Origin of the sequence: Desulfocapsa sulfexigens DSM 10523 (assembly GCF_000341395.1) — a bacterium.
Taxonomy (GTDB): domain Bacteria; phylum Desulfobacterota; class Desulfobulbia; order Desulfobulbales; family Desulfocapsaceae; genus Desulfocapsa; species Desulfocapsa sulfexigens.
On sequence record NC_020304.1, the window covers coordinates 351,893 to 366,118 of the forward strand.

A 14,226-nucleotide genomic window follows, 5' to 3' on the forward strand; every position below is an offset into this window, starting at 1 on the left:
TTATCCACTCTCACAAACGACTGAAAGAACCATTACTCAGGCAAAACGGCATACTTCAAGAGGTAAGCTGGGATGAAGCTCTGGATTTTACTGCCGCAGCACTTCTCCATGCAAAAGAAACAACCGGTCCCGACAGCATAGGTGTGCTTTCGAGCGCAAAATGCAGTAACGAAGAAAACTATCTCCTCCAGAAACTCACCCGGGCCGGGCTCGGCACCAACAATATTGATCACTGCGCACGACTCTGACATTCTTCCACTGTGGTAGGTCTTGCCACAAGCTTTGGATCCGGTGCCATGACAAATTCCATTGGTGAACTCATTGATGCCGACGTCCTTCTCATCACCGGTTCCAATACCACGGAGACCCACCCTCAGATTGGCCGTAATATATTAGAAGCTGTGGATCGCGGGGCAAAACTGCTCGTCATCGATCCACGCAAAACAGATATTGCCAGACAGGCTGATATCCATCTTGCACTCCGTCCGGGAACCGATATTGCCCTGATCAATGCCATGATGCGTATCATCCTTGACGAAGATCTTGCCGACGATCTTTTTATCTCCATGCGCACGGAGAATTTCATCGCTCTTCGTGACTATCTCCATCGTCTTGATCTTGATGAGCTGGCACGCATCACAGAAATCGACCGTGCCACAATCCGCGAAGCTGCCTGCATCTACGCCAGAAGCAGCAAATCCGTTATCTGCTACTGCCTTGGAGTCACTCAACATACCTGCGGCACTGATAATGTTCAGGCCGTGGCCAACCTTGCCATGCTCACCGGCAATGTCGAAAAAAAGCATAGTGGGGTTGATCCCCTTCGTGGCCAGAACAACGTTCAGGGTGCCTGTGATATGGCAGCACTTCCAGCGGTATTGCCTGGCTATCAAAGCCTTGCCGACCTTGAGGTGCAAAAGCGTTTTCGAGATGTCTGGAAGCATGACGTCCCGACTACTCCCGGAAAAAGCCTGACAGAAATGACCCATTCTGGAAAAGATGGAGCCATTAAAGCCATGTTTATCATGGGCGAAAACCCGGCACTCAGCGATCCCCACTTGAACCGTGTGAAAACCACCCTGGAGAATCTCGACTTTCTGGCAGTATCCGACATATTTCTCACTGAAACGGCACAGCTCGCCGATGTGGTTTTTCCTGCCGCCTCCTTTGCTGAAAAGGGTGGCACCATCACCAACTCCGAACGAAGGGTACAGATTTGCCGACGTGCCATTCCCCCCATCCACAATTGTCGCCCTGACAGCCACATCATCATGGATCTCGGAAAACGTATTGGCTGCCCCGGCATGGACTTTGACAGCGATGCCGAAATAATGGAAGAGATCAGTCTGCTCACCCCCATCTATGGAGGCATGCATCACGACAGACTTGCCCGGAACCACGGCCTGCAATGGCCCTGCCTTGATCGGAATCATCCCGGCACCGAATTCCTTCACAAGTATTATTTCGCCAGGGGAAAAGGCCGGTTCACCATCACCAGACACCAGGAGCCCTACGAGAAGACAGAAAAGAAATACCCATTCACCCTCGTCACCGGCCGTGGCTCCTATCACCACTATCACACGGCAACCATGAGCAGAAATTCCAAACGACTGGTACGAGAATATCCGCTGGCTTTGCTTGAAATCAACAGAGCAGACTGTGAAAAATTGCAACTGAAAGACGGCGAGACCGTTGAACTCAGCTCAAAACGCGGGACAGTGCGGATAACCACTCAGGTCACCGATCGCGTCAAACCAGGTACTGTCTTTTCCTCCTTCCACTTTTTTGAAGTTCCCATCAATGAGCTCACCGTTGATGCCATGGATCCGAAATCAAAATGCCCGGAATTTAAAGTCTGTGCAGTACAACTCAAAAAGGTGGCTCATGATTGATTTAAAAGAGCTGATTCTGAGCAAGGACAACCTCTATCCGCTGCTGCGTAAACTAAGGAAGGAAGCCCGACTCATTGCACCGGTAAAAAACGAACACGGGGACACCCTCTTCAGACCTGTTGGCGACATAGATACAACGGATATCGATCTGGAAAATCAGCCACAGGAATCTCTCAAACCTTTCTTCCTTCCCCAACAGGAAACACTTACCGGATACACAATTAACAAGGGTGAGTACAGTTTCAGCCCGCCGCCCCCTGCCAAGAACACCATCTTCTTTGGTGTCAGATCCTGTGATCTTACTGCCCTTCTCTACATGGACCTTATTTTTTCCAAACCATTCAAAGACGCCACCTATTTTGACAGGCGTAACCATTCACTCATAATTACCCTGGGCTGCAACCAGCCATTTGCCAACTGCTTTTGCGAAGCCACGGGCAGCGGTCCATACCTGGAATACGGCTATGGCCTCCAATTTATTGACATTGGAGATCGCTACTACGTCTCGGCAGGTAGGGGGAAAGGAGCCGACCTCCTTAACAAATGGAGTTATTTTTTTCGTGAAGTTGAGGAAGAAGATCAAAATCGTCGATACCAGCTCTTTCTCGAAGCCCGGGGACAGTTCACCAGAAATATCCAGGTGCCCCATGCCTGCCGAAAGCTGCAGCAGGAACCTGTGGCTGAAGCAATATGGGAAAAACTCTCCAGCCGTTGCTATGATTGTGGCGGCTGCGCCTATGTCTGTCCCACATGTACCTGTTTTTCTGTGGATGACAAACCACAGGACAACAACAGCGGAATCCGGGTTCGAAGCTGGGACGCCTGCACCAGTAGTGGTTTTACCAGAATGACTGGAGGCCACAATCCTGTCGACCGCACCCGCCATGCCCTGAAAAGACGTTTTCTCCATAAACTGAAGCATGATTTTGCAAGTCACGGGAAAGCCTCCTGTACTGGGTGTGGACGCTGCATAGATATCTGTTTTGGTGGTGTCGACATCACCACTTTTATTGAGTTGTTCACACAGCAGGAGAAACCATGAATAAAAATTTCATTCCTGCCCAGGCCATCATCCGGGAAATTATCCGGGAAAATGAACAGATCGCCACATTTCGTCTGGAACTGACGAACAAGCGTCTCCCCTTCACCTTTCTTCCCGGCCAGTTTCTTATGCTCTCGGTACCCCATTGTGGGGAGGCGGCCATATCCATCTCATCTTCACCGGACAGGCTGCCACTCGTAGATCTCTCTATTCGCAGGGCCGGTGAACTCACGACAGCCATCCACGGAATGAAAAAAGGAGATCAGGTCGGAATACGAGGCCCCTTTGGTAAGGCCTTTCCCATCGAAGACTTTGCGAACCGGGATCTCCTCTTTGTAGCCGGAGGAATTGGTCTGGCTCCGCTCAAAAGCGTCATTGACCACTGCCTTTTTCAGAGCGGTCTTGAGGAAGACGCGGTGCAGAGCATCACCCTCCTCTACGGCAGCAGAACACCGTCAGATATCGCCTTCAAACAGGCGATAGAGTCGTGGCAGAAGCAGGGAGTGGATTGCAGACTAACGGTGGACGAAAAAGACAGCACCTGGAACGGCCATGTGGGGCTGGTAACAGAACTACTCACAGATGTCACCATAACCGGCAACACGAAGGCCCTTGTCTGCGGCCCCCCCATCATGATCCGCTTTGTCATTGCCAGCCTTGCCGATCTGGGCTGTGGCGACGAGTCAATTTTCACAACTCTCGAACGCCATATGAAATGCGGCATGGGGATTTGCGGGCACTGCCATCTGGACGGCAGGCTGATCTGTCTTGATGGCCCGGTTTTCAATGTGAGTCAGTTAAAAAAACTTGATGTAATGGAGTTTGCCAGATGAATACAACACAGGAAACCAGCACTGTTACCTTTCTTCCTGCCAATAAAAGTATCACAGTGAAAAACAGAAGCACTCTTATGGAGGCAGCCAGGACAGCTGGCGTACATATCAACGCATCCTGCGGTGGTGCAGGGGTCTGCGGAAAATGCCGGGTAATTATTGAGCAGGGCATGGTGACAGGTGGAGAAAGTGAAAAGCTCTCAGCTACAGAATATGTGCGGGGCTACCGACAGGCATGCACGGCAGAGATCAGTCATGACATCACCGTACGCGTTCCTGAAGAATCAGGACGCCAGAAAGGGGGATTAAGTACTGACATTCCCCTTCGCCACCATGCCCGTATGCACGTCTTTAATATTGATGAACTCAAGGAGGCAGGCATCTTCTACCCACCGGTGGAAAAACTCTGTCTGGAACTCTTGAAACCTGATGCAAACGACAATCGGGCCGATGTAGGACGTCTGATCCAGGGCCTGGCTGATCAGCACAACAAGCATCGACTTGTCACCGGCCTTCCCGTTATGCGGAAAATCAGAGCTGCACTGCGGGAAAAAAATTTTCTGGTCACGGTAACCCTGGAACAACCCGTGAACAACAAATCAAAGAGTCACCTCCTTAACATTCAACCGGGCAGATGGGATCACCGCAACTTCGGCCTTGCCATTGATATTGGCACCACCACCATCCATGGAGTTTTAATCGATCTTTACAGTGGCAAGATCCTGGCTAAGGATTCCTGCTATAATCCTCAAATGAGCTATGGTGAAGATGTCATTTCACGAATCATCTACGCTGAAAAGCCAAAAGGCCTTGCCATGATGCAGGATCTGGTGGTGGAAGCTATCAACACGCTTATTGGAAACATGCTCAACAAAGCTGTCCCCCCAGAGAATAGCGGCCATGGTGCCATAAGCCGGGATGAAATTAACTCCATCACCATCGCTGGTAACACCACCATGACCCATCTGCTCCTGCAACTGGAGCCAGACAATATCAGACGTTCCCCCTATGTCCCTGTTTCCACATTTTTTCCTCCCCTGCGTGCAGCCGACCTCGGGATTGAGTTGCCGCAACACTGTGTATCCCTCCTCTTTCCTGCAATATCAAGCTATGTGGGTGGTGACATCGTGGCGGGAGTCATGGGATCCGGTATGTACCGTACAGAACTACTCACCCTGTTTATCGATGTGGGCACCAATGCGGAAATTGTTATCGGCAACAGGGAATGGCTTGCCTGTGCCGCCTGTTCGGCGGGGCCTGCCTTTGAGGGAGGAGGAATCACCCACGGCATGCGGGCAGTGGAAGGTGCCATCAGTGATTTCAGCCTCAACCCTGAAACCCTTGAGCCAATGAATGTAACCGAGGGCAACAAGGCTCCCATCGGTATCTGCGGTTCTGGTCTTCTTATCATTGTCGCCACCCTCTTTGAACACGGCGTCCTCAACCAGAGCGGAAAATTTAACGACCTTGACTCATCCCGCATTCGCAAAGGACGAAGCGGTATGGAGTATGTACTGGCCTGGGAAGATGAATGTGCTGCAGGTCATGACATCGTGCTCAACGAAGTGGACATCGACAACTTTATCCGGGCAAAAGCGGCAATCTTTGCCGGGGTTTCGACCCTCATGGAACAGGTGGGGCTGGAGGTGGGTGACCTTGAACAGGTTATCCTGGCCGGAGGCTTCGGTTCTTTTATCGACCTTGACAGCGCCATGACCGTGGGTCTGCTGCCGGAGATAGATCCTGACACAATTCTCTACGTGGGAAACGGCTCTCTGATGGGTGCCTGGATGAGTGAACTCTCCAACCATATCCGCCAGGATGTGGTTTCAGTGGTACGCAAGATGACAAGTTTTGAACTCTCGGAAGTCCCCAGCTTTAAGGATCAGTATGTGGCATCCATATTCCTGCCCCATACCGACCTCAGTCTTTTTCCCGGTGCTATGCAGCGAAGAGCTGCACGGACCCCACCCTCTATCCCACGGTAAAATAAAACACCATGCGCATACTCATCCTCGAAGACTCCAAAGCCAGCAGGGTGCTGCTGGAAGCCCGCCTCAACAAAGCAGGCCATACAACTCAATCTGCAGTCAACGGCCGTCAGGGGTTCTTCCTGGCAACATCCAGACAGTACGACGCAATCATCAGTGATCTCAATATGCCCGGCTGGGATGGTTTCAAATTTATTGAAGCCATGAAGGTTGTCTGTCCCCGAATTCCCATTATTGTTATAACCGGATCTGCCAACGAACCAGACACCAAAGAACGTCTTCTTTCCTTCGAAATGGTTATCGGAGTCTTTGGAAAACCGTTTGACTTCGATAAAATCAATGTGCTGCTCAGCCAGTTAAAAGGGCAAAGCAACAGCTCGGTCAGCAAAATGGCAAGGATCGTCGCAACCATCGGGCCTGCAAGCAACAGTAAAGAAATTCTCGGCAAAATGATCGTGGCGGGGATGGATGTGGCAAGACTGAATTTTTCCCACGGAACCCACGAGGAGCACGGCCAAACTCTCGCAAACATTCGTGCCGCCGAGACCGAATGGGGAAAACCGATCGCCGTCCTGCAGGATCTCTGTGGACCAAAAATCCGCACCGGACAGATGGAAAAAAATGGTGTACAGCTAACGGTCGGGAAGACTGTCATTATCCAGGCCGATGAAACAGTCGGGACCGCCAGTCGCTTTTCAACCATTGCTCCCGAAATCCTGATCGATCTCCGGGAGGGCGACCCAATACTGCTTGACGATGGCCTACTGGAACTGAAGGTTACAAAAGAAGGTGCCAGGGAAGTCCTCTGTAAAATTATTGTGGGTGGCATTTTAAAATCCAGCAAAGGAATTAACCTCCCCATGACCCAGCTTTCTCTTCCATCGGTCACTGAAAAGGATAAGCGTGACCTGGCATGGGGACTTGACCACTCCATTGATTATGTGGCCCTCTCCTTTGTCCGTTCTGCAGCGGAAATTCGTGACATAAAAAAAATCATTGCCGCATCCGGTAAAAGAGATATCCGGGTTATTGCCAAAATTGAAAAACCTGAAGCAGTGGAGCATATAACAGACATTATCGAGGCTGCCGATGCCATCATGATTGCCCGTGGTGACATGGGGATTGAGCTTCCTGCCGCCCGGGTTCCACGAATCCAACAGGAAATAATCAACCTCTGCTGGCAACAGAACACACCCGTTATAACTGCCACCCAGATGCTTGATTCCATGACTGCAAACACAATACCAACACGGGCTGAAGTGACAGATGTCTCTGTGGCCATCAAAGAAGGAACCGATGCCGTAATGCTTTCCGGCGAAACAGCTGCCGGAAAGGATCCGGTAAATGTGGTACGAACCATGGCCTCAATTATCACCGAAGAAGAACAGTATCAGTTCAAAGATCCCTTTGAAAATATAAAGGATGACACAACAAGGGCTAACCCTGCAATCACCGCAGCAGCCAACCTTCCCGGTGTGGTACTGACAATGCTACTGGACGCACGGGGTGTACTCTACCAGCAGTTGTCAAAGTACAGCCGTAACGAGCCTAATATCCTGGTGACACGGTCACTCCATGTTGCCAGACATTCAAGCCTTTACAAGAACCTGGTGCCTATCATTATACGAGATGACATTCCACGTGATGAAGTTGTTTTCAAGGCCATGGGTATAGCAAAAGAGTGGGGGTACTTGAAGACAGGTGACATTTTTGCTGTGGTTGAAGGTGAACGCCTGACCCAGGGAGGGATCCCACAGACAGGTGCATTCCAGCTCATCACCGTTAGCTGACCATTGCACACCGCTCTCTTGACACATTGCGGACGCTGTCAGGTACTGCTTTCTTTCCACGAAGGTTAACAAACACCAAGAAAGTGTTTGACCTCTGACACTATCTTTCCTAAATACCATACAATTTCCCATTCTTGGTATTATGGTGTAGAGTAGCTGTTTCAGCTTGCTTTACTGTGAAATATTCCCCTGAAGAATTTTTTGTCAAACATATATGAGTACTTTTTTAAGCAAAATCTCGAAACTTGATTCAATTCAAGATGTAGCTCTTCTGTCAAACCAGGGCGAAACTCTTTTCTTTGATCAAAAAAACAACACACCGGGAGACAGAGAAAGAGCATCTTCATACTGGAATGAGATCATTTCAGACTTAGATCAGCCTCAAATGGCTGAATTTGCGTTTACCAATGGAAGATACTATCTCACCCGCACCCCCATCGGCTATCTGATCATCGGATTAAAAAATGATAAGGCTCTCGAAAAAATCAAGCAGGCCTGCGCGACCATTCTCACAAAACTCTCCAACCCGGCACTCTGCAAACGACTCCTTTTAAACCTGTTGACTCAGTCTGAGGATATTCTCAAACCAAACATCATAAGAGAACTGCTTCCCTATGCTGATGAGGAAGTCGCGACTGTTCTTATGTTTCTTCTTCGCAGGGAAAAGGAGATCGCTCCACTGGTCAAGGAAGAACTGCTGCTGTTGATTTGCCAGACACTCGGATACTGTTCTAACAATGATGCTATAGCTGTTTTGAAAGCCTTTCTGGCCAGCCGTAAAAGCGGAGTAAACACTCCAGGCGAACAGGTCATAGAAGCAGTAAGGATATCCATAGAACAACTTGAACAGAACCATCCTCCCAAAACACAGGATGGCCTGCAGAAAGCGCCATCTCCTGGGGTCAGGAAAACAGTTCAAGCAGATATCCCCCAGCAACAACAGATTGATGAACTCCTTAACAGGGGGAAGAAAGACGAAGCAGTTGCGCTGATAATGCAGCTCATTGAGCAGTGCGCTGGCAAAAAACAGTTTGAAGCTGCAGATCGATTACGTGACTACCTTATTAAAATCAACCCCATGGCGTTGCTTGAAATCATTCGTGCTGCAGATGTGATTGAAGGGGCAAAACAGTCAGGGATAGATAAAAAACACCTGGAGACCTGGAGTAAACTAACGGAGATTTTCAGTAGTGAGGAGTTTTCAGCACTCTACCATGCCATGGCTCTGAGAAGTTACACAAAGGGGAAAACAATAGTACAGCAGGGCTCCACCGCCAGAACACTCCTTTTCATCAACGGTGGCCAGGTACAGCTTCAGGCACTTAATCAGGACACATTGATACCATTGAGTGTGAAGGGAGCAGGAGAAATTATCGGAATAGAAACATTTTTTCAGGCCTCAGTCTGGACGGATCAGGCTAAAAGTCTTGGTTGCGAGGTCTTTTTACTTTCACGGCAAAAACTTGACGCCCTCAAGGAACAGCACCCCTCTCTCGAACCAAAATTATCCGACTTCTGCGCCAGCTTCCAGTCGGTTAGTGCAGAATTGACAAAAACCGGCAGAAACAGAAGGCAATTCAAAAGAAAAAATGTATCGGGAAGAATCAGTTTTGCCGTTCTTAACACAAACGGCACGGAAATCACCACAGAAGCAAAGGGAGATCTTATTGATATTTCAACGGGCGGAGTGGCGTTTTCCATCCACTCATCCCAGAAGAAGAATGCTGCCGCCCTATTTGGTCGTCAACTCAGAATTAGCTTCCAGACTACGACAACAACACAGATTATCATTCGGAGAGGAACAGTACAGGCCGTTCGAGATATAGATCTTATCGGAAATGAATACTCCCTGCACCTGGAATTCAGCGAACAGTTGAGCTATTCAGAGTTGCAACAGATAGCCGGAGCGTCTCCAGAAGCCAGGTCCTGATGTAATCGGAGTCAGGCACGCGCCTTCAATTTACGAAGAAGCTCCTCAACCGGACATTCAGAGGTAACATCCATTCGTGCCGGTGGATTTCCTGGCACCAGAAGAGCAGTCCTGCCGTCCTGTCCTTCAATATAAGCAGCCTTAAAAACCCCAAGCCCTGAAGATTTACCCAGCATTGCCAGTTTACTGTTTACAGCTATCATGCTACTTTCACCGGCAATTGCCCCAACACCGGACATCCCGCCCAACTCTTGAATAATAAATTTTTTTAACTCGTCGAGTGACAAATTTTCAGCTCCTTCAGAATTTTGGTTTGCAGCTTCCCTGGCAGCAGTAGTAGAATCAGCATGTTCATCCTTTGCCACCAAAGCCGCCATGATTATTGTCTGGACTGGACTGTTAACCATATTCTCCATAAATGGACAATCATGCCGGAGAAACACAGTCACATCATCCCAGAAGAATACTCTGGTTGCCGCTTTAATCCCTTTATATTTCCCAACTCTGGCATCAAGCAACTGGCCATCTTTAAGATAGAGTATCCCCCCCTCGTCCGAACCGTTATCAAGCATACGTATGGTACATGTTTTCCCTTCCATCTCCATAAGCTGGAGAAACATTGTTGGGGAAACATTATTCATAATCCCTTCTTTCGCCTCCTTCCTTAAAACAGTCCGGATCAATTCCGGTAGTTCAGTTTCACGAAAGGGTTTTTCAAGATAGGCGACCATCTGCTGAACCTGTTCAATATCAGGTATATCACTTTTCTTCATCCCGGAAATAACAATAATCGGGATGTCGGGATATTTGGTCCGAACATGGTTGATCAGACCAATGCCATCCATTCTTGGCATCATCAGTTCTGTGCAAATCAAAGAAAAAGCGGCTTTCTCCAGTTTTTTCAGGGCATCAAAACCATCCACTGCTTGAACAACCTGAAATTCCTCTTCAAAGGCGGCTAACTTTCGCTTCAGAGCAAGCTGCAGGATCTGATCATTATCCACTAAAAGAATTTTTCGGATCATGCAGTTATCTCATCAGTACCTTACAATGATTCACGAGCAGCTCCTCACACAATTCTTTCCATCCTGTTTAGCAGCATACACCCCCTGATCTGCAACCTTCATCAGTTCATCGTAGGTTGCCATACCCGGGGTGAACGCTGCGACCCCGACACTGACACTCCCGTGCCAGATGCCATCCCCAGTCGTTACACGAAGTTCAGACACGGCCTTACGTATACTCTCCGCAACATTCATTCCATTTACGATATCCGTATTGGGACAGATTATGAAAAACTCATCGCCGCCTAAACGGGACACAATATCATCATTCCGCAGGGAGTGCTGAAGTGTTTGAGCCAGTTTCGACAAAACAGCATCCCCGGCATCATGCCCATAGGTGTCATTGACTGCTTTAAAGTGATCAGCATCGATCATCATGCAAACCATGGGGGAATTCGTTCGAACCGCCTCCCGCCACAGAAGATCGAGGCTACGCAAGGCATAGCGGCGGTTAGGGAGTCCGGTGAGAACATCGGTGAGAGAAAGCTCCTCAAGATGGCGATTCGCTTCAGAGAGTTCTCTGGTCCGTTCTGCAACTTTTTCCTCAAGTGACTGGTTCAGGAACAGCAACTCCCTGTTTCGTACAGACACCTGTTCAAACAGCCCATTTAAAGCAATAAGTAACGGCTCAGTGGCCTCATTTCCTGCTCGTTCTTCATTCTCATAGGCGGCGGCAGATGTCACACCAGATTGAATCGCTTTTATCTGCCTTGCCATATTCATATCTGCCCCAAGAATATGATACACAAGCCAATGTGTCAGGAAATCAAACAGGTGTTTTTCCGAACCAGGATTATCTTCAGAAACAGCAGCATACATAGAGATAACTTCATCCAGGAAATCCTGATGTTTTTTACAGTGTTCCTTGTAGTGGCGTGCATCGATACCAACCTGTTTCATCATTATCTCTTCTTCCGTGAAATGATACTGAGTGTAGTCAGCAAGCTTCTTGAACACCTGTTCCACATCATCGGATGCGACCTGACCAAGAAGTAATAATCGCCCAAATTCATTTATGGTATCGACAAGATAATGATGTTGAAGATCAACCTCTGACAATCCGGTTTCGTATGTTTTGGTCCAGTGAAATGAGTCCATAACTCTTTATCCTCAAATCTATTTACAATCCAACAGAGTTGTTTCTCGTTTTCTATGTTTTCAGGAGACTCAGAGAACCCTTTGAAGAGTCACCTTGAAATCATGAAGCTGAAAGGGTTTCGTCATGGCTCCCAGAAAGCCATGGTCACGATAGTTGGCCATGATTGGATCATTGGAATAGCCACTGGATACAATAATCTTGGCCTGCGGATCAATTTTGTGAATTTCCCTTACGGCTTCCTGCCCTCCCATGCCACCTGGAATGGTCAGATCCATAACAACCAGGTCGATGGGGGTATCACTTTCAAGGGCCTCTCTGTAAAATGAGATCGCCTCCACACCATCCCTGGCCAGAATGACTTCATAACCAAAATGGTTCAGCATGGCCTCGGCGACCGATCTCACCATCTCGTCGTCATCCATTATCATTATCTTCGCCTTCCCAGGCATTCCGCCGGCATCCTCCTGCCGAACTGCCACCACAAGCTTTTTATCACGCTCAGCCGGAAGATAGAGGGTAAAAGTTGTCCCCCTGCCCGGTTCAGATTCCACGGTTATATACCCACCGTGTTTGCTGATAATGGAATGACTCACTGCCAGACCAAGCCCACTCCCCTCCTGCTTGGTCGTAAAATAAGGGTCAAAGATATTTTCGAGCAATGAACCTGCCATACCGATCCCACTATCCTGAATGCTGATTCTCAGGTAATCCCGAGGTGGCAGAGGAAGCTCACCGCACTGCTCACAGCTGACATTGGAACAATACACATTCACTTCTCCACCCTTAGGCATGGCCTGATCAGCATTAATAATAATATTCTGGATAACCTGACTCACCTGCCCCTGATCTATTTCGACGGGCCACAAATCATTGTCACAGTGAAAATTGCAGCTGACATTACTCCCCCGCAAAATAAAACAAGCCGAATCCTCAATAATATTTTTTATGGTTGCCAGTTCTTTTATAGGTTCACCACCTTTGGAAAAGGTAAGAAGTTGTTGAGTAAGATCCTTAGCCCGCAACGAAGCTTTTTCTGCATCCTGCAACAGTGCATAAGCTCTCTCTTCAGGATTACTGAAGAGCAGGGCGAGGTTGATATTCCCCATGATTGCTGTCAGGATGTTATTGAAATCATGGGCAATACCACCAGCCAGGAGCCCAACCGATTCCAGCTTTCTGCCTTTAGCCAGCTCTGCTTCCCTCTCTCTTTCAGCTGTAACATCCCGGAATACGAGAACAACACCTACGACCTCGCTGTTTTCATCTCTGATGGGAGCACCGCTGTCGGCAATACTGTATTCCGAGCCATCTCTGGAAATGAGAATCGTGTGGTTAGCCAGGGCAATGATTTCACCACTGGCCAGTACTCTGGTCACCGGGTTTTCACAACGTTGCCTGGTCTGTTCATTGAGAATAGTAAACACCTCAGCCAGAGGCTTCCCTGCAGCCTCCTCACAACTCCAGCCTGTTAAGTCCTCAGCCACTTTATTGATCAGGATAATAACACCCTCGATATCAGTGGTTATAACACCATCCCCGATACTGCGAAGGGTAACGGCCAGCCTTTCCTTTTCTGCAGCCAGAGCCACCTCCGCCGCCTTACGCTGGCTTACATCCCTGACAACGGCAATGACATATTTCTGATCGCTGAATTCCGTATAACGAAGGGCCACTTCAACCCACAACAGATCCCCGTTCTGCTTCTTCACACGCCAGTCAAAGAGTTGCGGCCCCTTGGTCATCGCCAACCCAACCCTTTGGGCTCCATGCTCCATATCATAGGGCGGTTCACCTGAACTCAGACTGCCAATAGTCTGTACCAGCAATTCATCATAACTATAGCCATAGAGTTCCACGGCTGCCCTGTTTACATCCAGAATTGCACCAGTGGCAGCATCGTGCATAATAATGGCGTCACTGGGGGCATTATAAATCTCCCTGTACCTCTCTTCACTCTCCCCCAGGGCTTTTTCTGCTCTAATACGTTCCTGAATTTCCTGCTGCAAGTCCTGGTTCATGTCAACCAGTTCCCGGGTTCGCTCAGTAACCCTGACCTCAAGTATATTTCTGGCCTCGACAGTATGTAAATACAGACGGGAAACCAACAGAATAAGAGCGGCAACAAGAATAAGATAAAAATAAAGATAAATGGTGCCATGACGATGGATAGCCTCAATACTGCCGATAATCTTCCCATTATGCATAACATCAGCATCAAGTGTTACCAGTGGAATCAAGCCGACGGTTTCAAGAGCCCTGTCGATAAAACCGTATTCCTGACCACTAACTTCCAAAAATATCTCTTTGGAGGCAGTGAACACTGTTAAACGTTCATGAAACTGGTGTTCAGCAGCTAACTTCAGATAGGCAACCAGGCCATCGGCATCAAGCCTCCATAGATCTCCAGCAGTCACCTCAGCAGTCTCATGCAGGTAGCTTCTCTCCTTGGCCAGCTGCTTTTTTTCCCAGAAAAGAACAAAGAGGCAGAAAAACACCACAATGCTTACCAAAAAGACCATATTGGCTTTTCTAGGATTCAAGCTATTATTCATTGCTGATCAGGAATAATCACTGACTTCTCCCAT

9 protein-coding genes are annotated in these 14,226 nt (G+C 48.6%); 6 read left to right on the forward strand and 3 right to left on the reverse strand.

What is annotated here, in order from left to right; genetic code table 11:
* Positions 1–20 precede the first annotated feature (20 nt).
* The 6 genes from fdhF to UWK_RS01555 all read left to right on the forward strand — a co-directional run bounded on the left by fdhF (position 21) and on the right by UWK_RS01555 (position 9,478).
* Positions 21–1,892, forward strand: a complete 1,872-nt coding sequence (gene fdhF, locus UWK_RS20085; RefSeq protein WP_407637475.1) for a formate dehydrogenase subunit alpha — start codon at positions 21–23, stop codon at positions 1,890–1,892.
* Entirely contained in the window at positions 1,885–2,934 is a 1,050-nt protein-coding gene (locus UWK_RS01535) for a 4Fe-4S dicluster domain-containing protein (RefSeq protein WP_015402585.1), read from the forward strand. Before fdhF ends, UWK_RS01535 begins: the two co-directional genes overlap by 8 nt.
* A complete protein-coding gene (locus UWK_RS01540) occupies positions 2,931–3,767 on the forward strand; it encodes an FAD/NAD(P)-binding protein (protein ID WP_015402586.1) in 837 nt (278 codons plus the stop codon). The genes UWK_RS01535 and UWK_RS01540 overlap by 4 nt, the downstream gene beginning before the upstream one ends.
* Entirely contained in the window at positions 3,764–5,755 is a 1,992-nt protein-coding gene (locus UWK_RS01545; protein WP_015402587.1) for an ASKHA domain-containing protein, read from the forward strand. The genes UWK_RS01540 and UWK_RS01545 overlap by 4 nt, the downstream gene beginning before the upstream one ends.
* A gap of 11 nt (positions 5,756–5,766) precedes the next feature.
* Positions 5,767–7,548 (forward strand): pyruvate kinase, encoded by a 1,782-nt coding sequence (gene pyk / locus UWK_RS01550; RefSeq protein ID WP_015402588.1) that lies wholly within the window; start codon positions 5,767–5,769, stop codon positions 7,546–7,548.
* A 214-nt stretch (positions 7,549–7,762) separates the two neighbouring features.
* The gene (locus UWK_RS01555) at positions 7,763–9,478 is read left to right on the forward strand and encodes a cyclic nucleotide-binding domain-containing protein (protein WP_015402589.1); all 1,716 of its coding nucleotides are present in this window, start codon (positions 7,763–7,765) and stop codon (positions 9,476–9,478) included.
* An 11-nt stretch (positions 9,479–9,489) separates the two neighbouring features.
* Here UWK_RS01555 and UWK_RS01560 read toward each other — a convergent pair whose 3' ends face one another.
* The 3 genes from UWK_RS01560 to UWK_RS18045 form a co-directional block, all read right to left on the reverse strand.
* Positions 9,490–10,503: a response regulator gene (locus UWK_RS01560; RefSeq protein ID WP_015402590.1), complete on the reverse strand. Its 1,014-nt coding sequence runs from the start codon at positions 10,501–10,503 to the stop codon at positions 9,490–9,492.
* A gap of 30 nt (positions 10,504–10,533) precedes the next feature.
* Positions 10,534–11,640, reverse strand: a complete 1,107-nt coding sequence (locus UWK_RS01565; RefSeq protein ID WP_015402591.1) for a GGDEF domain-containing protein — start codon at positions 11,638–11,640, stop codon at positions 10,534–10,536.
* A 69-nt stretch (positions 11,641–11,709) separates the two neighbouring features.
* Entirely contained in the window at positions 11,710–14,181 is a 2,472-nt protein-coding gene (locus UWK_RS18045; protein ID WP_167320698.1) for a PAS domain S-box protein, read from the reverse strand.
* Between the last annotated feature and the right edge of the window lie 45 nt (positions 14,182–14,226).